Source organism: Halorubrum sp. BV1 (assembly GCF_000746205.1).
Lineage (GTDB): Archaea > Halobacteriota > Halobacteria > Halobacteriales > Haloferacaceae > Halorubrum.
Map to the genome: position 1 here is coordinate 363,742 of NZ_JQKV01000002.1, position 21,312 is coordinate 385,053.

Sequence of the window (21,312 nt, forward strand, 5' to 3'; positions counted from 1 at the left end):
AAGGATTATCAAGCCCGGACGCGCCCGGCCGGGAAACGCCTAAGCCGCTCGCACACCGCTACCGAGTATGCAGCCGATATCGATCCTCGGGTCCGACGCCGCGGCCCTCGCCGCGGCCCTCGCCGATCGGCTCGACGGACGAGTGGCCGTCGTCGACCGTCGCGAGCGACACGACGGCGACGGGGACAGCACGGCGAAGAGCGCGCCAGACGGCGGGGTTGCCGACGTTCAAAGCGCAGAGGCGACGCTGACGAACCCCAACTGCGACACCGAAATCGCGCTCGCCGCGGACGGATCGTGGTCCGGCTCCGGGCGCGTCGACGGCCTCGACGAGCTGCTCGACGACCTCGCCCCCGCCCACGACTACCTCCTCGTACTCGGCGAGTCGCGCCTGCGCGTGCCCGCCGTTCTCCTCGACGACGATGTCTCCCCCGGCGACGTTCCGGGTCAGGTTCTCGCCACCGCATCCTCGGCGGACGACGTCGCGCTCGACCGACTCGTCGCCGACCTCGACGACGCGGAGCCGTGGATCACCCGCGAGACGCTGGTTCGAAGGGTGGAGGCGTCCTCCGACGCCGACCGCTCCGGGGCGATCGCGACGTTCACCGGACGGGTGCGCGAGCGTGACGGCGCGGACGACGACCGAACGACGCACCTCGCCTTCGAGACGTACGAGGGCGTCGCGGGCGAGCGGATGGACGCCATCGCCGCAGACCTGACCGATCGCGACGGGGTCTTCGACGTCCGCATGCACCACCGGACGGGCGTGATAGAGTCAGGCGAGGACATCGTGTTCGTCGTCGTGCTCGCGGGACACCGCAGGGAGGCGTTCCGCGCGGTCGAAGACGGGATCGACCGGCTCAAAGACGAGGTCCCGATATTCAAAAAAGAGACCACCGAAGCCGAGGCGTTCTGGGTCCACCAGCGCGAGTGACCGGCCCTCGATTCGACCGGCGGACGTGATTCGTTCAGGCGGTGAGACGAGAAACGAATCGCCCGTCCGGACGCGAGCGAGGAGCAGCCAGCCAGATAACGGCCCGATTCGCCCCTAATGTTCGGCAATAGTGTAAAATTAAATATGTAACGTCTTACTTCATCTGTGTCTCTAAAACTTCCTCTAATAGCTTTGTAAAATGTCTAACTCTACCTGCAGCCGTTATGAACGGTTCGCCAGACACGTTTTAGATCGGTCGCGTCTGGTAAAACGCCATGAAAGCTACTGAACACCATTCAACGGTCGCCGCTTTATAACACCGTTCGGGGGCAAGAGAGGAGTGTACCATGAGCGCGACTGCAAACCCCTCCACGAACGCGACGGCCGACGACCGCAGCAAAGAAGAGCGGCTGAAACAGTACCTGCTCGATCGCGCCGAAGAAGGCGAGATGTACTTCAAAGGAAAGTTCATCGCAGACGACGTCGACCTCTCACCAAAAGAGATCGGCGCGCTGATGGTGAAGCTCCGCGACTCGGCCACCGAACTCACCGTCGAGAAGTGGTCGTACACGGGCGCGACGACGTGGCGTATCGAGCCGGCGTAATGCCACCGGACGCCATCGAGTGACCGGCAAACCGCCGCACGACTGCGCGCTCACGCGCGTCCCCGCGTCGCCGTTCCTCCGAGCGCTTTCTCTTTCCACCCGCGTGACGACCGCCGGTGTCGCGGTTTTCGATAGTCCGCGCGCGCCGGCGTGTTGTACGGCCATTCTCGGATATCTACCGCGAGCGCGCTCCCGCCCGTCAGGCGACCGTCGTCCGACGCGGGGTTTATACTAGACGACCAGTTACGACGGACGATGCCAGAACACGACGGAAGGGCGTCGGCGACGACCGACGCGCCGCGTCCGGAGCCGCTGCGGACGTTCTTCCGGGTCGACGAGGTTCACCGGGACGACGGCCGCGTCCGGTACGTGGGCGAGTCGTACGTTCCGGAACGGACGCTGGTGAGAAAGCTGGTCCCGCCGTTCCGCGAGGCCGGATACGACGTCGACGTCGATGTGGTGGACGGCCGGCACGTCGTCGTCGCGACGCCGTTCGGCCACGACCGAGGCGGGATCCCCTGGGTCAACCTCGCAATGCTCGTCGCGACCGTCCTGTCGACGCTCTTCGTCGGGGCGTACGGGTGGTTCTATGTTGGATGGGGAGAGATCACGGCGAACCCGCTCGCCGTCCTGCGAGGGTGGCCGTTCACGGTCGCGGTGCTCGGCGTCCTGCTGACGCACGAGCTGGGCCACTACGCCGCCGGGCGGTATCACGGCGTCGACGTCTCGCTGCCGTACGTCATTCCGTTCGTGTTCCCGTTCGGCACGCTGGGTGCTGTGATCCGAATGCGGGGACGAATGCCCTCGCGGAAGGCGCTCTTCGACATCGGCGTCGCCGGGCCGATCGCGGGACTCGTCGCGACGGTCGTCGTGACCGCGATCGGCCTCTCGCTCGATCCGATCCGAGTTCCCGCGGCGCTCGCCGACGCCTCGGGCACCGTCATCCAGTTCAATAATCCGCCGCTGTTGTCGATCATCGCCGACCTCCTCGGGCAGCCGACCTCCTACGAGGATCCGGGCCTGACGGCGCACCCGGTAGTGATCGGCGGCTGGGTCGGGATGTTCTTCACGCTTCTCAACCTCCTTCCAGTCGGCCAACTCGACGGCGGTCACATGGTCCGCGCGATGGTCGGACCGCGACAGGAGACCATCGCGTCGCTCGTGCCCGCCGCGCTGTTCACCGTCGCCGCGTACCTCTACTTCTGGCGCGGCTTCGGAATCGACCAGTCAGTCGGGTTGTGGGCGTTCTGGGGCGTGTTCTCGCTCGTGATCGCGTACAACGGCCCGGCGAACCCGACGGACGAAACGCGGCTCGGATGGCCGCGGCTCGCCGTCGGGATCGCGACGTTCGCGCTGGGCGCGCTCTGTTTCCTTCTCGTACCGATACAAGTCGTGACGACCTGAGGTAACGGTCGCTCATCCGAAGTGATGGTCGCTCATCCGAAGTGACGGACTCCCGAAACCGGGTCTCAGACGGACCTGCTCTCACTCCTCGCGCCGCTTTTTCATCCCCTGTCGCGTGAACTGCGGCCGCGCGCGGATCCCGCGCTTCTTTCGGAACGATCGGTAGAGGGCGACCGCGAGCGGCGCGGCCAACACGAGGACGACCGCCGCGAGCCGCCACTCCTCGGCGAACGAGTAGAGGATCGTCGACGAGAGCACGCCGACTGCGAGCAGCACGGAGTACGCGATCCGCATCGCGAGTTTGTCGAGGACCTTCGAGTCGTCTTCGATCGTGACGTCGACGTGGAGGTCGCCGCGGTTCGCTCGGTCGAGGAAGTCGTCGGCCTTCGGCGGGACGGTGAAAAGCGCCTCGGCGGTCCGTTGGGCCTGCTGGCCGGCCTGCTGGGCGAGGTTCCGTGCCGTCTCCTCGTAGTACCCCTCGTCTCTGAGGTACTCCGTCGCCGTCGAGATGAAATCGAACTCGGGATCGAGCGTGACACAGACCCCTTCGACGACCGTCGCGACCCGCAACACGAGTGCGAGGTTCGGGGGGAGCCGCAGGGGGAACTCGTATATCGTTGATTCGACCTGCTCGATTATCTGATTCACCTGGTACTGCTCTATGTCCTCGCCGCTGGCGTCAGCGATGGCGAGTTCCATCACGTTGCCCATCACCTCGCGGTCGGCGTCCGGCGACAGCGTCCCCATCGCGATCAGCGTGTCCAGTATCGCGTCGATGTCCTGTCGGGCGACCGCGACGTAGAAGTCGACGATCTTCTCTTGGATGAACGGCTCGACGCGACCCGCCATCCCGAAGTCGTAGAATATCACCGTGCCGTCGTCGTCGACCGCGAGGTTTCCGGGGTGAGGGTCGGCGTGGAACACCCCGTCTTCGATTATCATCTGGAGGTACACCTCTTGGAGCGTCTCCGCGATGGCGTTCCGGTCGAACCCCGCGTCGTCGAGCGTGTCGATGTCGCTGATCTTCGTTCCGGGGACGTACTCCATAGTGAGCACACGCGGGCCCGAGACGGCCTCGTAGGTGTCCGGAATCCGGATCCGGTCTTCGTCCGCGAAGTTGCCGCGGATCTCTTCGAGGATGATCCGCTCTCGCTCGTAGTCCATCTCCTCGCGGATCGTCTTCGCGAACTCGTCAGCGAGGTTCTCGAGCGAGAACGCCCGCCCGCTTCCGGTGAACTGCTTGACGAGAGGGATCGACCAGCGGATGGTCCGGAGGTCCGCCTCGACGAGCGACTCGATCCCCGGGCGGCGGACCTTCACCGCGACCGGGTCGCCGTCGTATCGGGCCGTGTACACCTGACCGAGGCTCGCGCCGCTTATCGACTCGCGGTCGAAATCGTCGAAGACGTCGTCGACGGGGCCGAGTTCGTCTTCGAGTACGGTCCGTGACTCCTCCCACGGGGCGGGCGGCACGTCGTCTTGGAGGTCCTCCAACACCTCGATGTACGCGGGCGGGAGGATGTCCGGTCGCGTCGAGAGCAGCTGCCCGAGTTTGATGAACGTCGGGCCGAGCGTGAGCAGGGTGTCGAGGAGGATCGCCGCCCGCTCTCGCTGCGTCTCCGCGTCGACATCGCGGCCGCCGCCGAACAGGAGGTACCGCTTCCGGTCCCGCCAGTAGGCGACGATCAGCGGCGAGAACTGCCGCATGACCACGACGAATCGCCAGTAGGCGCGAAGGTTGACCAGCGTCACCACCCGTCAGGCGTCACCGTCGGAGCCGTCTCCGTCTCCCTCGTCGATCGGGATAGTGCGCGCGGCGTCGTCGCTCCGCTTGGGGATGGTGACTTCGAGGACGCCGCGGTCCATCTCAGCGTCCGCGCCACTTTCGTCGGCGTCCGCGGGGAGCGGCAACTCGGCGTCGAGGAACAGCGGACGGTCCTCTCGCACATAGCGGAAGTCGTCCGGAACGGCCTTCTCTCGTCGGCCTTCGATAACGAGCCGCCCGTCCTCCGCGAGGACCTCAGTCGTCTCTGCAGTTGCACCCGGGAGGTCGACGACGAGAACGTATCCGTCGTCGGATTCGAGCAGATCCGCAAACACCGCGTCCGGGAGGTCCCGGAGCGCGTCGCGTAACGCTGACATACACACTCGTAGGGTCGCCGCGGCGAAAAAGGTGTGGAAACTGCGGATCGGCCACGCGGCGGGCCGCCGCGGTCAGGTGAGGCTGACCGGCCGGCCGGAGCGGTCAGTCATCCCGCTTGCCACCGCCGCGGTCGAAGTCGAGGTCCAAGTCGATGTCGTAGATGTCCTCGCCCTGTGATTCGCCCGGAAGGATGTCGCCGAGTCCGGCACCGAAGGCGGCGGCCGCCCAGACGAGCGCGACGCGTCCCATCCGCTCGACCGCGCTCGGGTCACCCTCGTGCAGCCGTCCCCACAGCAGTAACATGACGACCGACGTGAGGAGCGAGACGAGTAAGACGCCGGCGTACCGTCGCGGGATGACGCCGAGGATCGGATGCCGAACCTCGATCTGCCGGAAGTCCGCGAAGTAGAGCAGGCCCGCGGTGACGAGGAGGACGAACCCGATGTGGACCGCGAGCAGCACGGGGACGTCGGCGACGGTGACTGCCGCGAACCACGCCGCGATCTCGAAGACGCCCCCTTCGACGAGAAGGGGGAGCGCGAAGAGGACCGACCCCACGAACGCCTCCGCCATGTCCCGCGAGGTGTACTTGGTGATCCGGCTGGTGAACGCCCCGCTTCCGGGCATCTGTTCGACGAGGGAGATCGTCTGTCGAACCGCCTCGCGCTCGTGCGGGTCGTCGACGGTGTCGCGGAGTGCGTCGAGTTTCGCAAGCAGATCGGTAATGTCGGGGTCGCTCGGAGCGCGTGGCGAGTCGATCGATCGATCGCCGGGGGTCGTCGGTCCACCACCGGATCCCGCAGAGTCGTCCTCGACGGCGGTCGCGGAACCGTCGTCGGATCCCGCCGCGTCGTCGGAGCGCCTCGTGTCGTCCCCGTCGGTACCCATGGCTCACTGCTTGCTGCCGACCACCGAAAGCGTACCGGGTACCGCGCTGATACCGCGCACTCGGACGCGTTCGATCGGGGGTCACGCGGTAGCGATGTCGGGAGTGGTCGGGCACCTATCGACCCGGACCGCTTGGCCCCGCACGCCCGGCGTCGATCATTTTATATTCCGTGGGTTGCTACTACATACCACGGGGTGAGTATCGAGAATATCGGAGACCGATATCAACGGCGTTCAGTTGCCGAGCGGTATCACAATGAGTCCAGTGTGGACCGTCTTCGAGGCGCAGAGCGCGCGGCTCTCTGTCAGCGATCCGCGCTCTGCGGTGCGTTTTTCGTCCGCGTTCTCCGTTTCTCGTAGCTTCCTGCGTCACGTATCGTCCGGTTCCGAGACGACGACTACGCCGAGGGGTGCACGCGCGCCAGGAACGTCGACAGCGCCGCGTTGAACGCCGCGGGCCGTTCGAGCATCGCGAGGTGAGCGGCGGCGTCGATCACCGCGTACTCGCAGTCGTCGATCCGGTCGGCGAGATACTCGTGGGACGCGGGCGGCGTGAGCGCGTCGTGCTCGCCGACGACCGCGAGCGACGGAACGGCGACCTCGCCGAGGCGCTCGCGGACGTCGAAGGTGTGGCAGGTCCGGAAATCGCGCTCCGTGACCTCGCGGCCGCACTCGCGCATGGCGATGCGCGACCGTTCGACGTACTCCGGCGGCGCGTCGTGAAAGAGGCGGTCAGGCTCGTGTAGGTAATCGATCGCCCGGTCGAAGTCGGTCGAAAGCGCGTCCAGAAGCTCCGGCGTTACGCCGAGTGTCGCGCCCGTGCCCGCGAGCACCAGTCCGTCGAGCGCGTAATCGCGGTCGAGCGCGACCCGCAGCGCCACGGCCCCGCCGAGCGAGTTGCCACAGAGCACGGTCGCTCCCGTCGCCGCTGCGACGGCGACGACGTCGTCCGCGTACGCGGCGAGGGTCTCGGTTCCCGCCGCCGTGTCCACGTCGTCGCTGTCGCCGTGGCCGGACAAATCGAGCGCGACGGTCCGGAACCGGTCGCTCGCGCGAGCCTGCGCCTTCCAGACTCCCTTCGTTCCGCCGCTTCCGTGGATGAAACAGACCCCCGGACCGCCGCCGCGGCCGGAGGCGCGGTAGGCCGTCCCGCGACCGTGATGCGTGACGCGCTGCATACTCGCCTCTCCTGTGCGACGACCCATAAGCGTCCACCACCGAGTGGAGTCAGAAACCCCGATCTCCCTCCGCCGCCGGCTCCGAACCGCAACACCACCGATAGTTCGGCCGTTTACTCACGTCGTGCGATTTTACCCGATGGGCTTAAATACTTCTGCGCCTAACTTGTTGTTAGGATGAATCACCAACAGACCCAATCGGCCGGCGACGGCGCGCTGCTTCGTCGGTACGAGTATGAGGACGAGTGGGTCGTCGCCGCCGATCTGGGCGTCGACGCCGAGAACGTCTCAGTCGACACCGTCGGCGAGACGGCGATCGTCGTGATCGAGGGGTCCGGCGAGCCGGTCGAGTCCGAGTTCGACTTGCCCGGAACGGCCGAGTCCGTCTCGGTCGCAAACGGCGTGATCACGGTGGAGGGCGACCGATGAAACTCACCGTCAGACCGCTAAAACAGAAGGACGCCGGGCGTCGGCTCGCGGCTATCGACCGTGTCGCGGCCGACGAGTTAGGGCTCTCCGGCGGCGACATCGTCCGCGTCGAGGGTCAGGACGGAGCCGCGATCGCTCGCGTCTGGCCCGGCTACCCCGAAGACGACGGCACGGGCGTCGTCCGTATCGACGGTCGGCTCCGTCAGGAGGCGAACGTCGGGATCGACGACCGCGTGACGGTCGAGTCCGTCGATGTCTCGCGGGCGGAGTCGGTCACCATCGCGTTCCCGAGCCAGCTTCGGGTGCGCGGTCAGATCGCGCCGTTCATCCGCGACAAGCTCTCCGGACAGCCGGTGACCGAGGGACAGACGATCCGCACCTCGATGGGCTTCGGCCTGATGGGCGGTCAGTCGCAGGCGGTGCCGATGAAGATCGCCGAGACCCACCCCGGCGGCACCGTCGTCATCACCGACGAGACCGATATCTCGATCTCAGAGGTCGCCGCCGAGGAGATAGCGGAACGCGGCGAGGGTCCCGACGGGACCGGCGAGGGGCCGGACGTAACCTACGAGGACATCGGCGGGCTCGACAGCGAGCTTGAGCAGGTCCGCGAGATGATCGAGCTGCCGATGCGACACCCGGAGCTGTTCAAGCGGCTCGGCATCGACCCGCCGAAGGGTGTCTTGCTCCACGGCCCGCCGGGCACGGGGAAGACGCTGATCGCGAAGGCCGTCGCCAACGAGATCGACGCGAACTTCCACACAATCTCCGGCCCGGAGATCATGTCGAAGTACTACGGGGAGTCGGAAGAGCAGCTCCGTGACGTGTTCGAGGAGGCCTCGGAGGAGGCGCCCTCGATCATCTTCATGGACGAGCTCGACTCCATCGCCCCCAAGCGCGAGGAGGCCGGCGGCGACGTGGAACGGCGCGTCGTGGCCCAGCTGCTCTCGCTCATGGACGGGCTCGAAGAGCGCGGCGAGGTCGTCGTCATCGGGGCGACGAACCGCGTCGACGCCATCGATCCCGCGCTCCGGCGCGGCGGTCGCTTCGACCGCGAGATCGAGGTCGGCGTCCCCGACCGCGACGGCCGCAAGGAGATCCTGCAGGTCCACACGCGGAACATGCCGCTGGTCGAGGACATCGACTTGGACGAGTACGCCGAGAACACCCACGGCTTCGTCGGAGCCGACCTCGAATCGCTGGCGAAGGAGTCCGCGATGCACGCGCTTCGGCGCATCCGCCCCGAACTCGACTTAGAGAGCGACGAGATCGACGCGGACGTGCTGAACTCCATCCAAGTCACCGAGAGCGACTTCAAGGAGGCGATAAAGGGGATCGAGCCCTCCGCGCTGCGCGAGGTGTTCGTGGAGGTTCCCGACGTCACCTGGGATCAAGTCGGCGGCTTGGACGACACGAAAGAGCGGCTCCGCGAGACGATCCAGTGGCCGCTCGAGTACCCCGAGGTGTTCGAGGAACTCGACATGCAGGCCGCGAAGGGCGTGCTGATGTACGGCCCGCCGGGCACGGGGAAGACCCTGCTCGCGAAGGCCGTCGCCAACGAGAGCGAGTCGAACTTCATCTCGATCAAGGGGCCTGAGCTTTTGAACAAGTACGTGGGCGAGTCCGAGAAGGGCGTCCGCGAAGTGTTCAGCAAGGCCCGCGAGAACGCGCCGACCATCGTGTTCTTCGACGAGATTGACTCGATCGCGACCGAGCGCGGGACGAACTCGGGCGACTCCGGCGTCGGCGAGCGCGTCGTCTCCCAGCTGCTGACGGAACTCGACGGGCTCGAATCGCTGGAGGACGTGGTCGTCATCGCGACGACGAACCGTCCGGACCTGATCGACTCCGCGCTGCTCCGGCCCGGACGCCTGGACCGCCACGTCCACGTCCCCGTGCCGGACGAGGAGGCGCGCCGGAAGATCCTAGCGGTCCACACCCGGCGCAAGCCGCTGGCCGACGACGTCGACCTCGACACGCTCGCCCGCAAGATGGAGGGGTACGTCGGAGCCGACATCGAGGCCGTCGCCCGTGAGGCGTCGATGAACGCCTCGCGGGAGTTCATCGGCAGCGTCTCGCAGGAGGAAGTCGGCGAGTCGGTCGGCAACGTCCGCGTGACGATGCAGCACTTCGAGGACGCCCTCCGAGAGGTGAACCCAAGCGTCACTCCCGAGACGCGGGAGCGCTACGAGGAGATAGAAAAGCAGTTCAAGCGGTCGGACGTCGACCGCACGGAAGCCGAGCCCGGCGCGGCGTTCCAGTAAGCCGGCTCCGGAGCCGCCGGTCGGTAGCGACCGGCGGCGCGTCCGCGTGTTCTTTTTCGTGTTTTCGTTGCCTCAGATGTTGTGCCGTTCTCACCGCCTCAGATGACGCCGAGGACCGTCAGCAGGTAGACGGCGGCGACGACGACGATACCGATCGTGACGAGTCGCCACGCGAGCTTCAACACGAACTTCCCGAGGACGATCACGATCGCCGCGGCGACGAGCGCAGCGAGCAACTGTCCGGTCGGGCTGGCGAGGATCCCGGCCTGAAGGGGCGTCGACGCTGCGCTCTCGGCGAGTGGCGTAGTCATGTCCGAGGCCACGGCGAGGCCGGGGATAAGCTTGTGGGGCCGAAGACGACTCACGGTTGAGGGTGAGCGAGATCAGCGAGATCAGTGAGATCGGCCGTACGCTGGCGTCGATCCCGACACGCCCCGACCGGTCTCTGTCTGACACGCCCCGACCGGTCTCTGTCTGACACGCCCCGACCGGTCTCTGTCCGTGAGTGACAGAACGCGAGGCGTTCGGCGGAGCCGAACCCGCAAACCCCTACGAAACGAACTTCAACAGGTCGTCCCGGTTGTGCTCGTGAAAGCGTGTTCTGAGGCACTCCTCCAGCGCCTCGATGTCGCCGCGTTTCGCGCAGATCGGGGCGATCCGGTCGGACCACTGCTGCCACGGCGGAAACAGTCCGAGTCGGTCGCAGATCTCGTCGAGCCGCTCGTCGAGGTCGTCGATCTTGTCGGTCTTGTTCACGGCCACGATCGGTTCCACGCCCACGTCTTCGAGGAACCCGTACATCTCCACGTCGTGCGGGACGTTCCCGCGCTCCGCGTGGCGGTCGATGATGTCGACCGCGGCTTTCCCGTCCATCACGACGACGCCCGCGAGGATGTGCTCCGCGTTCTCCTCTAGGTACTGGACGATGTCCGTCTTGATCTGCTCGCGGCGCTCGTCTTCGACGCCCGACATGAAACCGAACCCGGGCAGGTCGGTGAACATGAACCCCTCGCTGGCCCAGTCGAAGTGGTTCGGCTGGCGGGTCACTCCCGGCTTGCCGCCGGTCGAGAAGTCGTGACCCGTCAGTTCGCGCATCAGCGTGGACTTGCCGACGTTCGAGCGTCCCACGAGGACGACCTCGGCGTCGCGGTCCGGCCGGTCTTCGAACATGTGCTTCTCTGCGCGAGGGAGCCGGTTAAAGGGCGCGTCGTGGGGTCGGCGGGTGAGACCGAGCCGAGAGGCGACGCTCGGCGCGACCCGTACGACCAAGTGCGCGCCGCGAGTACGGGCGCGTATGATCGTCGAGGAGGTGATGTCGACGGAGTTGGTCACCTGCGACGTCGGCGCGTCCGTCAGGGAGGCGACGGAGCGGATGCTCCGGAACCGAGTCGGGAGCGTGATCGTCACCGACGGGCGGACACCGGCGGGGATCGCGACCGAGGCCGACGTGCTCTACGCGGGATACGCCGCCGACGAGCCGCTTTCGACCATTCCGCTACGGAAGGCGATGACCAGCCCGGTCGTGACAATCCGGCCGTCTGCGACGCTCCGGACCGCGACAGACCGCATGCGTTCGGAGAGTGTAAAAAAGCTCGTCGTCACGGAGGAGATGCAACCGGTCGGGATAGTGACCACGCAGGACATCGCCGACAACTACGGGCAGATCCGGCGCGAAGTCCGGGACCTCGCGGCCGACGCGACGAACTGGTCGAATCGGAGCGACCGCCCCTGAGACGACCGTGTCCGGCAGTCGCCGGGCAGGTATCGAACGCGACAGCGGACGCCACGCGGGCCGCCGTTCTGTTGACCGGGCGAGCGGTGGTCATGGCCGCGAGAGACCGTAGCACATATGCTCGCGCCGAACCGAGCGGTCGTATATGCGCATCGACCCGTTCGGCCTTGAACGCTGGTTCGCGGAACACGAACACGAGGCCGACATCATGTTGGCCGAGAGCGGGATTCGGTCGCTGGACGCGAGTCGCTTCGACCTCGACCCGGGTCGGTTCGACTACGTCATCCCGACGAACGGCGACCCCGACCTCCGCGCCTCGGTGGGTGAGAGGTACGGGCGCAGCGCCGACGAAGTTCTCGTCACCTGTGGCACCCAAGAGGCGAATTTCCTCGCGTTCGCGTCCCTGCTCGGCGACGACGGGGGGATCGGGGAGGGTGGAGGCGACGACGACCCGGTCGGTACCGGCACCCACGCGGTCGTCGTGACGCCGACGTATCAGGCGCTCCACGCCGTTCCGGAGGCGTTCGGCGAGGTGACGCGCGTCGAGTTGGACCCTCCGACGTGGGAGCTCTCGCCCGACGCGGTCGCCGATGCGGCCCGGGATGACACCGCGGTTATCGTTGTGAACAACCCCAACAATCCCACCGGTCGGTACCACGACGAGGCTGCGATGCGGGCGGTATACGATGTCGCCGTCGATCACGGGGCGTACCTGCTCTGTGACGAGGTGTACCGACTGCTCGCGGAGGACCCGCAACCGCCGGTCGCGAGCTACGGTCGGCACGGGATCTCCACGACGAGCCTCACGAAGGCGTACGGACTCGCCGGGCTCCGGTTCGGTTGGATGGTCGGTCCGGAGCCGGTCGTGGAGCGCGCGTGGCAGTGGAAAGACTACACGACGATCTCCCCGTCGATCGTCGGCCAACACGTCGCGGAACAGGCGCTCGGCAGACGCGAGGACCGAATTCTCTCCGAGAACCGCGACCTCGCCGAGACGAACCGAGGCGTCGTCGCCGACTGGGTCGCGGACCGCGGCCTCGACTGGTACGACCCGGTCGGCGTCAACGGATTCGTGACGGTGCCGAACGGCTTCGCCGACGCCGAGACGTTCTGTCGGACGGTCGTCGCGGAGGCGAGCGTCGTGCTCGCGCCGGGCACCCTGTTCGGGTTCCCGGATCGCTTCCGGATCGGGTTCGGGCTGCCGACGGCGGAGTTGGAGGAGGGGCTCGGCCGCGTCGACCGCGTGATCGACGAGCGGCAGGAAGGGACCGCGACGAACGGGGGTGCGGCCTGATGGGGCTGTTGAGCGAGCTCAAAGCCGACGTGGTCGGATTCGTTCGAGACCCGACGGACGAGCAGAAGCTGCTGTTCCTCGCGGTGATCGCGATGGCGATCTCCGACCGCTTCTTCTACTGGGTCGACTTCCCGATCGTCGTGCGGACGACCGCGGCGGTCGGCGTCGGATTCATCGTGCTGTTCGTCGCGAGCTACCTGTACACGGGGTCGTTCGTGCCGCCGGACGGAAACGTCGACGACGAAAACGAGGAAGACGACGCGTACGTCGACGAACTCGACCCCTGACGACGAGAACGGTCGCGGCGGCGTTCCAAACCGTTTATACCCGCGCCGGAGGAAGGTTCGCGCATGCCGCGAGAGCAGAAGCAGGTTCGCGAACTACAGGAGGGCAGCTACGTCATGATGGACGACTCGCCCTGCAAGATCAATCACTACAGCACCGCCAAGCCCGGAAAACACGGGAGCGCCAAGGCCCGCGTCGAGGGGAAGGGCGTCTTCGACGAGAAGAAGCGCTCGCTCTCCCAGCCCGTCGACGCGAAGGTCTGGGTGCCGATCATCCAGCGGAAACAGGGACAGGTCGTCTCCGTCTCCGGTGACGACGCGCAGGTCATGGATCTGGACACCTACGAAACGTTCACGATGCGCATCCCCGAGGACGAGGACTTCTCCTCTGACGACAACATCGAGTACTTAGAGTACGAGGGCCAGCGGAAAGTCGTCGGGTAATCGAGGCCGATGTTTCCGGGAGCGACGACCGATCGCGAGGCTGCTTCCTACGTGGTCGTCGGCGCTCCCCTCGACGCCACGACCACCTTTCAGCCGGGCACCCGGTTCGGACCGGACCGAGTCCGGCGGTTCGCCGAGACGTTCGACGACTACGACCGCGAAACGGCGAGTCACTTCTCCGCTCACGGCGTCTGTGACGCCGGGAACGTGCGGCCGTGGGACGACGTCGAGGCGTACCTCGACCACCTCGCTGCCGAACTCAGGAGCGTCGTCTACGACGACGCCATCCCGCTTCTCGTCGGCGGCGAACACACCGTCACGCACGCGGGCGTCGACGCGACCGACCCGGACGTGCTCGTCGTCTGTGACGCCCACCTCGACCTGCGAGACGCCTACGACGGGAACCCGCTGAACCACGCGTGCGTCACGCGGCGCGCCCTCGACGACCTCGGCGTCGACCGCGCCGTGATCGTCGGCGCGCGCACCGGCTCCGAGGCCGAGTGGGACCGCGCTGCAGACGCCGACGTGACCGTGGTCGCCCCCGAGGACTCACGCGAGTGGATCGACGCGCTCGGCGAGGGGGACGCCGATCCGTTCGCCGGCGAGTCCGTGTACTGTTCGATCGACATCGACGGCCTCGATCCCGGGTTCGCGCCGGGAACGGGGACGATGGAACCGTTCGGACTGACGCCGCGTGCGGTCCGCGATCTGGTTCGGACGGTCGCGCCGCGCGCCGCTGGCTTCGACATCGTCGAGGTGAATGACCGCGACGACGGGCAAGCGGCGGCGCTGGGCGGGAAGCTCCTCCGGGAGTTCGTCTTCGCGCACGCGGGCAGCGCGGCGGAGCGGTGAACGGGGACGGCCCCGTGCTCACGAGACCTCGGAGAGGCGTCGCCGCGCGGCGGTGACCGCCTCCATCGCGTCGATCCACTCGCGGGGGTCCGTACACCAGATGCGGTCGCCTTCGACGCTGACACAGAACACGGAGTCGCTGGAGGGCGAAAGCGTCACCGCGTCGACGTCGGGCCGATCACCGAGGTACGAGTCGATCAGGCGGCGGGCCGTCTCGGCCTCCGGCTGGAGGCGACTGCCGGCGGCGTACTCGATGGCTATCTCTGCCATACGTGACCGAACGATCCGCATGATTAATAACTACACTTTGCTGGCAGCGCTTGCAGCCTTTTGTGAGGACGCGTGGCACGATGTCGGGCTGGTCGCTCGCCGCACGTCGCGTACCGCACTGATTCCGTCACCGCGCCGCCGTCGGAGATATCACCACGCCGACCACGCCGTCAGACTCTCGTCGCGAGCGTACACGCGCTTGAGGTCCTTGGCATACGCGAAGTCGCCCGGGTGGTCGAGCTTTTCGTGGCGGTACTCGGGGGCGTCCTCGCGGATCTGAAGCCCTTCGACGGTGAACTCCTCCTCGCCGAACTCCGCCGTCTCGTCGACGGTGAACTCGTAGTCGCCGGGGACGTTCACGCGCAGCGACCGCGTCTGGTCCGCGGTGCCGTCCTTCGGGTGGAGCGTCACCGCGACGGCGACGTTGTCGACCGCGCGCGTCCACAGCGTCTCGACGTCCTCGATGTCCGCCTCCTCGACGCGCTGTTCGGGGCCGACCTCGATCCCGGTGACGCGAACCTGCATCAGCGCGTCGTCGGTGTCGACGACGAACTCCTCGCCGGTCGCGACGTAAGTGTCCGCGGGCACGTCCATCCGCGTCGTGAACGACTCGCCGTCCTGTGAGACGACGATCGTCAGGTCGACGGTCTCTTCGTCCGGGATTTCGGTCTTGTACGTGTGGTCGCAGTCGGTACAGCGGACGGTCGCCTGTCCGCCGGGGCGTAACACCTCGTGGACGGTCTCCTCGCCCGGCGAGCACGCCGGACAGGGGAGACCGACCGGATCTCCGGATTCGCTCATTATCGCGTCGTACCCGTCCAACGCGTAAATATCCGCCCCTGTGAGGCCGGTGCGTGGATCGCTGGCGTGTGCGAACGTCTGGCTCGCTCGGTGTCGGCCGTCAGCGGAGCCGCCGTGCCGGCGGTGTACAGAAACTGGTTTACCGGTGACGGGATACGGGCGACCATGATCGTACCCGGATCCAGCTCACAGCTCCTCGCGGCCGCGCTCGCGGAGAAAACGGGGGAACGGCTCGCGACGCCGACGTACGACCGGTTCCCGGACGGCGAGTCGCTCGCCGCGGTCCCCAACTTCGACGCCGAGTCGGCGACAGTCGTCGCCGCGACCGACTCCGACGCCGCGTGGGTCGAACTCCTCCAGCTACAGGACGCCGTCCGCGAGGCGGGCGCGACGGACGTGACCACCGTCGTCCCGTACATGGGATACGCGCGACAGGACCGGTCGTTCGCCGACGGCGAGCCCGTCTCGGCGCGCGCGATGGCGCGCGCGATCTCGACCGGGACCGACCGCGTCGTCCTCGTCAACCCCCACGAACGGGACGTCGCGGCGTTCTACGACGTGCCCGTGGACATCGTCGACGCCGCGGCCGTCCTCGCCGACCCGCTCCCTGCCGACCTCGCCGACCCGCTGTTTCTCGCGCCCGACGAGGGCGCGGTCGACATCGCAGAGACGGTCCGGGACGCCCACGGCACCGGTGCGGTCGATTACTTCGAGAAGCACCGCGACCGTGACACTGGCGCGGTCGAGGTCTCGCCGTCGGACGCGCCCGTCGCCGACCGCGACGTGGTCGTCGTCGACGACATCGTCGCCACGGGATCGACCATGAGCGAGTCCGTCTCGGTGTTGACCGACCGCGGCGCGGCGGGCGTGATCGCCGCTTGCGTCCACCCCATGCTCGCGGCCAACGCCGTGACGAAGCTCCGGAGCGCGGGCGTCGATCGGCTCGTCGGGACCGACACGATAGAGCGCGGGTGTAGCGTCGTCAGCGTCGCCGCCCCGCTCGCCGACGCGCTCGGTTCGCTCGGCTCGGCTTAACTGGATGTAGGCGCGTCGTCGGAAATCTCCCGGATCACCCGTGCCGGGTTCCCGCCCGCGACGACGCGCTCCGGCACGTCGCTCGTCACGACGGAGCCGGCCGCGACGACCGCTCCGTCGCCGATCGTCACGCCGGGCGTCACGACGGCGCGGCCGCCGATCCACACGTCGTCGCCGACGGTCACCGGCTCTCCGCGCTCGCGTCCCGTCGCGCGCTCGTCGGGGTCGATCGGGTGCGTCGGCGTGTACACATGGACGCCGGGACCGAGCAGACAACGGTCGCCGAAGCGGATCGGGGTGACGTCGAGGAACACGCAGCCGAAGTTCGCGAAGAAGTCGGTGCCGACGGCGACGTTGTAGCCGTAGTCACAGCGGAACGGCGGTTCGACGACGGCGTCGCCGCCGCCAGCGTCGAACAGTTCGTCGAGGAGCGTCCGTCTGTGATCGCGTTCCGCCTCGGTCGTCGCGTTGTACCGGCGGACGAGCCCGCGAGCGCGCTCGCGGTCGGCGACGAGGGCCGGATCGGTGGGGTCGTACGGCTCGCCGGCGAGCATTCGTTCGGTTTCGGTCGGCATGGTCTGTGTGGCCGCCGCATCCCGATAGTGGTTTTCCCCGGCCGATCTTCCCGCAGGACGGGCCCGTTGGCGTACCGTTATTTGCCCCCGGATCGAATCGGGGAGTATGTACGACGACATCCTGGTGCCGACCGACGGTAGCGAGGCAGTCGACCGAGCGCTCGACCACGCGGTGCGACTGGCGAGCGACCACGATGCGACGGTCCACGCGCTGTACGTCGTCGACCGCCGGATCGTCACCGCGAACTCCGGCGACCTCCACGACGAGATCGTCGCAGACCTCGAATCACAGGGCGACGCGGCGGTCGCACGCGTCGCCGACCACGCTCGCGAGGCCGGACTCGACGCGGAGACGCACGTCGTCGAGGGGACGCCCGACACGGAGATCGTCGCGTACGCCGAGGAAAACGAGATCGACGTGATCGTCTTGAGCCCCGAAGGGAAGTCACCGCGCGAGCGGATCCAGTCGCTCGGGAGCGTCTCGGACCGCGTCGCAGACGACGCGACTGTCCCCGTGTTCCTGATCAAATAACGAGTCGGCTACACACTGGTCCGGCGGGCCGGGGCGGAGAGGCAGCCCGTGGCGGTGGGATGGGCCAAGGCTAACCGTGGCGGTGGGATGGGCCAAGGCTAACCGTGGCGGTGGGATGGGCCAAGGCTAACCGTGGCGGTGGGATGGGCCACCGTCCCGGACCGTCACTCGGCGAGGTCGTCCGCAGCGTCAGCGATCTCCGCGACCCGCTCGCGCTGGCGGCCGGTCGCGGTTGCGATCTCGCTTGCGCCGTCGGCGACGGCCTCGGCGGAGTCGGCCGACTCGTCGACCATCGCGGCCACCTCCTCGACGGAGGCGGCCTGCGAGTCCATCGCCTCCGACACCTCGGCGACCCCGTCCGACGCGTCGACGACCGCGTCTTCGATCTCCGCGAGCCGGTCGAGCGCGCGGTCGACCCGCTCTGTCCCCGTCTCGACGCGGTCCGCGGTCCGTTCGAGCTCGGCGACCGTCGAGTCGCCGCTCTCGGCCACCTCATCGACGGTCTCCTCGATGTCGGCCGCGTGGTCGCTCGCGTCCTGCGCGAGCGATTTCACCTCGTCCGCGACGACCGCGAACCCCGACCCGGCCTCGCCGGCCCGCGCCGCCTCGATAGAGGCGTTCAGCGCGAGCAGGTTTGTCTGGTCCGCGACGTCACCGATCACGTCGGTGACGCCGCGAATCTCGTCGACGCGCGCCTGCAGCCGGTCCATCTCCGCGCGCACCTCCGCCGTGGCCGCCTCGATCTCGTCCATGGCGTCTGCGGCCTCCTCGGCCGCGGCAACGCCCTCGCCGGCGATATCGGCCGCGTCGTCGCTCGTCGTCGCGACCTCGTCCGCCGTCGCCGCCACCTCCTCGACCGTCGCCGTCATCTCGTTTGCCTCCCGTGAGAGCTGGTCCATCCGCTCCGACTGCTCGCGCGCGAGGCCGTCGATCCGGTCGCTCTCCGCCGCGACCTCCGCCGTCGACTCTCTGAGCGCTCGCGCCGGCTCGCCGATCTGCTCGCCCACGTTGCGGGCGAGTTCGCGCTGTTGGCGCGCCTCTCGCTCGGCCTCCGCGGCATAGGAGTCGACGTAGGTGTCGATCGCGAGCTGCTGGTCGAGCAAGAACGCCTTGAGCACCGACAGCGCCTCGCGCTTGAACGTCTCGACCGCCTCGGCGGCGTCCGGTTGGGTCGGCGTTTCGGCGGCGGAGGCGTCGGCCACCCCCGCCGCGGCGTTCGGTCCACCGCTCGTCCCGTCCACAGCGTCGACGCCGCCGTCGCTGACGGCGTCGGCGTCGGCGCGCTCGCCGCGGCCCGCGACCGCCCGCTCGGCGAGCACGTCGAACAGCTCCTCGTAGTACACCGAGTACTGTCCGAGGTACGCCGCGGGGCCGAGCCCGAGGAGGTCGTGCAGCCGCCCGACGCGGGCGCGGTCGGCGAAGTAGTCGCGACCGTACTCGCCGGCGACGAGCCGGTCGAGGTAACGGCGCTGCCCCGCGACGAGCGCCGGCATCGGCATCGACGAACGGTCGAGTATCTGCGCTATCTCGGGGTCCTCGCCGATGTGTTCATAAAAGTCGTCTACGATGTCGTCGGCGACCGGATCGAGGTCGTCCGCGATCGATTCGAGCCGCGCTTCGTCGTCCTCGCCGAACCGCGTATGACGCTTCCGCCGAGCGATCTCCGCGTCGTCGACACCGAGGTCGTCCAAGAGTTCCTCTCCCTGCACCGTCGCGCGCACGTCGTCGTCGATGGCCACACCCTGACTGCCCATAGAGACCGGAGTTGCGAATCGATATATGTACCCTCGTCTCCGATTATCAGGTTCGTTTTTTCGGATGCCCGCGGTGGGGTGAACGGTCGGCCCGACCGCCCACCGTGGAGCACTTAGGCGGCTATGGCCTCGGTCGAGGCATGGAACTCACCGTGCTCGGCTCCGGCAGCGCGATGCCGGTCCCGGACCGCGCGCAGGCCGGCTACCTCCTCACCGACGGCGACCGACGGCTGCTCGTCGACTGTGGCGAGGGCGTCCTCCACCGACTCGCGGAGACCGATCCCGGCTACGAGGGGGTCTCGACCGTGCTCTTGACGCACCATCACCTCGACCACGTCGCGGCGCTGTTACCGCTCGTGAAGGCCCGGTGGCTCGCCGGGGCGGACCACCTGGAGGTCGTCGGGCCGACCGGGACGAAAACCCTCGTCGACGGGCTGTTCGACGTCCACGAGTACCTCGACGGTCGGATCGACCTGTCGGTCCGAGAGGTGTCCGCGGCGCGGTCGTTCTCGGCGGCCGGCTTCGGCGTCGCGGCCCGCGAGACCCGCCACTCGATGGACGGCCTCGCCTACCGGTTCTCGCCGCCGAGCGTCGACGCGCCGGGTGAAACCGGACCGCTCGCGATATCGGGCGACACGGAGGCGTTCGCCGGGATGGCGTCGTTCGCCGACGGAAGCGAGGTGGTCGTCCACGACTGCTCGTTCCCCGACGGGACCGACGTGTCGAACCACCCGAACCCGACCGAACTGGGTCGGGCCTTCGCCGACGCCGACGTCGGCCGCCTGCTGCTCTCGCACCTGTATCCGCACACCGGGGGCCGCGAGCGCGAGATGGCACGGAGCGTCAGAGACGCCGGCTTTTCCGGCGAAGTCGAGGTCGCGAGAGACGGACTGGTCGTCGAGGTGTGAGCGGCGGCCGCGCATCGGGCGGTCGGCGGGGATCTAGCGGCCGGGCGGAATCAGATCGGCGAGCCGCCGGACCGCGTCGACGGCGGTCGATCCGAGCACGTAGGTGACAGGTTCGATGCCGAATGCACCCTCGTGGTACACGACTGGCCGGACGCCGTCCTCGCGGAACCGCTCGCGGAGCCGTCGGTCCCGGTCGTCGTAGTCGGCGTCCACCCGGAGCGGATCGAACCCCCGCTCGCGCGCGGCGTCGAGCAGCGCGTCGTCGGTCCGGACGTTGATCGCGGCCCGCACCGACGGGTCGACGCCGAATGCCGCGAGGACGGTGCCGGCCACATGACGGGACGCGCCGAACTCGGGGTTCGCCGGGACCTCGACGCGGCCGTCCATCTCGTAGATACGACCCGGAATCGCGGCGACGTCCGCGTGGTCGGTCGCGTCGGGGAGAGCGGTGCCGACGTTCGTCCCGACGTTGGGCACGACGCGGGCGGCCCCCTCGGTTCGGGCGAACAGCCGCGCGGCCTTCCGGACGTCGGCGAGCACCTCGCGCTCGGCTCGAATTCGGTCGTCGTCGCCGCGGACGCACAGATCGCAGCCGAGCCCGGCGAGCGCCGGCATCTCCTCCTCGTGTATCGCGCAGATCGGTCCTCGGTCCTCGAGTTCGTCGACCAGCGCCGACAGCTCCGCGAGCGCCTCGTACTCGTCGATATCTCCGGCTTCGAACCCGTTCGCGACGGTCTCGATCGTCCGACGCGTGTGGGGGTCCTCCGCGATCCGCGATTCGATCGCGGCGTCGCCGCTCACGTAGCGGCTCACCGCCGCCTGCGTGACGCCGAGCCGATCGGCGATCTCCTGTTGGGTGAATCCGCGCTCGTCGAGCGCGCGCGCGAGTAACACGCGAACGGTGGGAAGGAACCGCTCGACGACGATCTCGCTCGGCAGCTGCAGCGACATGGCGGACCCGACGCGGGCCGACTCCTAAAAGGGTC

General features: G+C 67.9%; 24 protein-coding genes. 13 read left to right on the forward strand and 11 right to left on the reverse strand.

The annotated features are described in order from the left end of the window. Positions 1–67 precede the first annotated feature (67 nt). From EP28_RS06370 to EP28_RS06380, 3 genes are all read left to right on the forward strand, one after another. Positions 68–934 (forward strand): molybdopterin synthase, encoded by an 867-nt coding sequence (locus tag EP28_RS06370; RefSeq protein ID WP_049983167.1) that lies wholly within the window; start codon positions 68–70, stop codon positions 932–934. 347 nt (positions 935–1,281) lie between these two features. Then, positions 1,282–1,539, forward strand: coding sequence for a DUF7123 family protein (locus tag EP28_RS06375; RefSeq protein ID WP_049983168.1), 258 nt, complete (start codon positions 1,282–1,284; stop codon positions 1,537–1,539). 255 nt (positions 1,540–1,794) lie between these two features. After that, on the forward strand, positions 1,795–2,943 hold the full coding sequence (locus tag EP28_RS06380; RefSeq protein ID WP_049983169.1) for a site-2 protease family protein: 1,149 nt from the start codon (positions 1,795–1,797) through the stop codon (positions 2,941–2,943). A gap of 81 nt (positions 2,944–3,024) precedes the next feature. Here EP28_RS06380 and EP28_RS06385 read toward each other — a convergent pair whose 3' ends face one another. From EP28_RS06385 to EP28_RS06400, 4 genes are all read right to left on the reverse strand, one after another. Further along, complete coding sequence (locus tag EP28_RS06385; RefSeq protein ID WP_049983170.1) at positions 3,025–4,698, reverse strand: ABC1 kinase family protein; 1,674 nt, start codon at positions 4,696–4,698, stop codon at positions 3,025–3,027. Positions 4,699–4,701: 3 nt separating this feature from the next. Continuing rightward, on the reverse strand, positions 4,702–5,085 hold the full coding sequence (locus EP28_RS06390; RefSeq protein ID WP_049983171.1) for an Hsp20/alpha crystallin family protein: 384 nt from the start codon (positions 5,083–5,085) through the stop codon (positions 4,702–4,704). A gap of 103 nt (positions 5,086–5,188) precedes the next feature. Further along, the gene (locus EP28_RS06395) at positions 5,189–5,974 is read right to left on the reverse strand and encodes a DUF2391 family protein (RefSeq protein WP_155118439.1); all 786 of its coding nucleotides are present in this window, start codon (positions 5,972–5,974) and stop codon (positions 5,189–5,191) included. 398 nt (positions 5,975–6,372) lie between these two features. After that, a complete protein-coding gene (locus EP28_RS06400) occupies positions 6,373–7,152 on the reverse strand; it encodes an alpha/beta fold hydrolase (protein WP_049983172.1) in 780 nt (259 codons plus the stop codon). Positions 7,153–7,329: 177 nt separating this feature from the next. Here EP28_RS06400 and EP28_RS06405 point away from each other — a divergent pair, with 177 nt between their 5' ends. Beyond that, positions 7,330–7,581: a DUF7127 family protein gene (locus tag EP28_RS06405; RefSeq protein WP_049983173.1), complete on the forward strand. Its 252-nt coding sequence runs from the start codon at positions 7,330–7,332 to the stop codon at positions 7,579–7,581. Further along, positions 7,578–9,845, forward strand: coding sequence for a CDC48 family AAA ATPase (locus EP28_RS06410; protein WP_049983174.1), 2,268 nt, complete (start codon positions 7,578–7,580; stop codon positions 9,843–9,845). The genes EP28_RS06405 and EP28_RS06410 overlap by 4 nt, the downstream gene beginning before the upstream one ends. Before the next feature lie 98 nt (positions 9,846–9,943). On the opposite strand, the gene EP28_RS06415 is transcribed toward EP28_RS06410, so the two are convergent. Further along, on the reverse strand, positions 9,944–10,183 hold the full coding sequence (locus tag EP28_RS06415) for a DUF8029 family protein (RefSeq protein WP_049983618.1): 240 nt from the start codon (positions 10,181–10,183) through the stop codon (positions 9,944–9,946). Positions 10,184–10,394: 211 nt separating this feature from the next. Further along, a complete protein-coding gene (engB, locus tag EP28_RS06420; protein WP_049983175.1) occupies positions 10,395–11,015 on the reverse strand; it encodes a GTP-binding protein EngB in 621 nt (206 codons plus the stop codon). 124 nt (positions 11,016–11,139) lie between these two features. On the opposite strand from engB, the gene EP28_RS06425 reads away from it, so the two are divergent. The 5 genes from EP28_RS06425 to speB all read left to right on the forward strand — a co-directional run bounded on the left by EP28_RS06425 (position 11,140) and on the right by speB (position 14,451). Next, complete coding sequence (locus tag EP28_RS06425; protein ID WP_049983176.1) at positions 11,140–11,577, forward strand: CBS domain-containing protein; 438 nt, start codon at positions 11,140–11,142, stop codon at positions 11,575–11,577. 145 nt (positions 11,578–11,722) lie between these two features. After that, positions 11,723–12,871 carry an aminotransferase class I/II-fold pyridoxal phosphate-dependent enzyme gene (locus EP28_RS06430; RefSeq protein ID WP_049983177.1) on the forward strand — a complete coding sequence of 383 codons (1,149 nt, stop codon included), beginning with the start codon at positions 11,723–11,725 and terminating at the stop codon, positions 12,869–12,871. Then, positions 12,871–13,158 (forward strand): hypothetical protein, encoded by a 288-nt coding sequence (locus EP28_RS06435; protein WP_049983178.1) that lies wholly within the window; start codon positions 12,871–12,873, stop codon positions 13,156–13,158. The genes EP28_RS06430 and EP28_RS06435 overlap by 1 nt, the downstream gene beginning before the upstream one ends. A 63-nt stretch (positions 13,159–13,221) precedes the next feature. Continuing rightward, a complete protein-coding gene (locus EP28_RS06440) occupies positions 13,222–13,599 on the forward strand; it encodes a translation initiation factor IF-5A (protein ID WP_049983179.1) in 378 nt (125 codons plus the stop codon). A gap of 9 nt (positions 13,600–13,608) precedes the next feature. Then, entirely contained in the window at positions 13,609–14,451 is an 843-nt protein-coding gene (speB, locus tag EP28_RS06445) for an agmatinase (RefSeq protein WP_049983180.1), read from the forward strand. Between the two features lie 18 nt (positions 14,452–14,469). Here the strand turns inward: speB and EP28_RS06450 are convergent, their stop codons facing one another. Both EP28_RS06450 and EP28_RS06455 read right to left on the reverse strand, forming a co-directional pair. Then, a complete protein-coding gene (locus tag EP28_RS06450) occupies positions 14,470–14,721 on the reverse strand; it encodes a SelT/SelW/SelH family protein (protein ID WP_049983181.1) in 252 nt (83 codons plus the stop codon). A gap of 150 nt (positions 14,722–14,871) precedes the next feature. Next, on the reverse strand, positions 14,872–15,522 hold the full coding sequence (locus tag EP28_RS06455) for an HVO_0476 family zinc finger protein (RefSeq protein WP_049983182.1): 651 nt from the start codon (positions 15,520–15,522) through the stop codon (positions 14,872–14,874). A 165-nt stretch (positions 15,523–15,687) separates the two neighbouring features. Between EP28_RS06455 and prs the strand changes: the two genes are divergently transcribed. After that, positions 15,688–16,557, forward strand: coding sequence for a ribose-phosphate diphosphokinase (prs, locus tag EP28_RS06460; RefSeq protein WP_049983183.1), 870 nt, complete (start codon positions 15,688–15,690; stop codon positions 16,555–16,557). Here prs and EP28_RS06465 read toward each other — a convergent pair. After that, the gene (locus tag EP28_RS06465) at positions 16,554–17,132 is read right to left on the reverse strand and encodes a sugar O-acetyltransferase (protein ID WP_049983184.1); all 579 of its coding nucleotides are present in this window, start codon (positions 17,130–17,132) and stop codon (positions 16,554–16,556) included. The two genes, prs and EP28_RS06465, sit on opposite strands and share 4 nt — an antisense overlap. 106 nt (positions 17,133–17,238) lie before the next feature. Here EP28_RS06465 and EP28_RS06470 point away from each other — a divergent pair, with 106 nt between their 5' ends. After that, positions 17,239–17,664, forward strand: coding sequence for a universal stress protein (locus EP28_RS06470; protein WP_049983185.1), 426 nt, complete (start codon positions 17,239–17,241; stop codon positions 17,662–17,664). Between the two features lie 164 nt (positions 17,665–17,828). On the opposite strand, the gene EP28_RS06475 is transcribed toward EP28_RS06470, so the two are convergent. After that, positions 17,829–19,418, reverse strand: a complete 1,590-nt coding sequence (locus EP28_RS06475) for a globin-coupled sensor protein (protein WP_049983186.1) — start codon at positions 19,416–19,418, stop codon at positions 17,829–17,831. Between the two features lie 140 nt (positions 19,419–19,558). On the opposite strand from EP28_RS06475, the gene EP28_RS06480 reads away from it, so the two are divergent. Further along, the gene (locus tag EP28_RS06480) at positions 19,559–20,326 is read left to right on the forward strand and encodes an MBL fold metallo-hydrolase (protein WP_049983187.1); all 768 of its coding nucleotides are present in this window, start codon (positions 19,559–19,561) and stop codon (positions 20,324–20,326) included. Positions 20,327–20,359: 33 nt separating this feature from the next. Here EP28_RS06480 and EP28_RS06485 read toward each other — a convergent pair whose 3' ends face one another. After that, on the reverse strand, positions 20,360–21,277 hold the full coding sequence (locus EP28_RS06485; protein ID WP_049983188.1) for a thiamine-phosphate synthase family protein: 918 nt from the start codon (positions 21,275–21,277) through the stop codon (positions 20,360–20,362). Between the last annotated feature and the right edge of the window lie 35 nt (positions 21,278–21,312).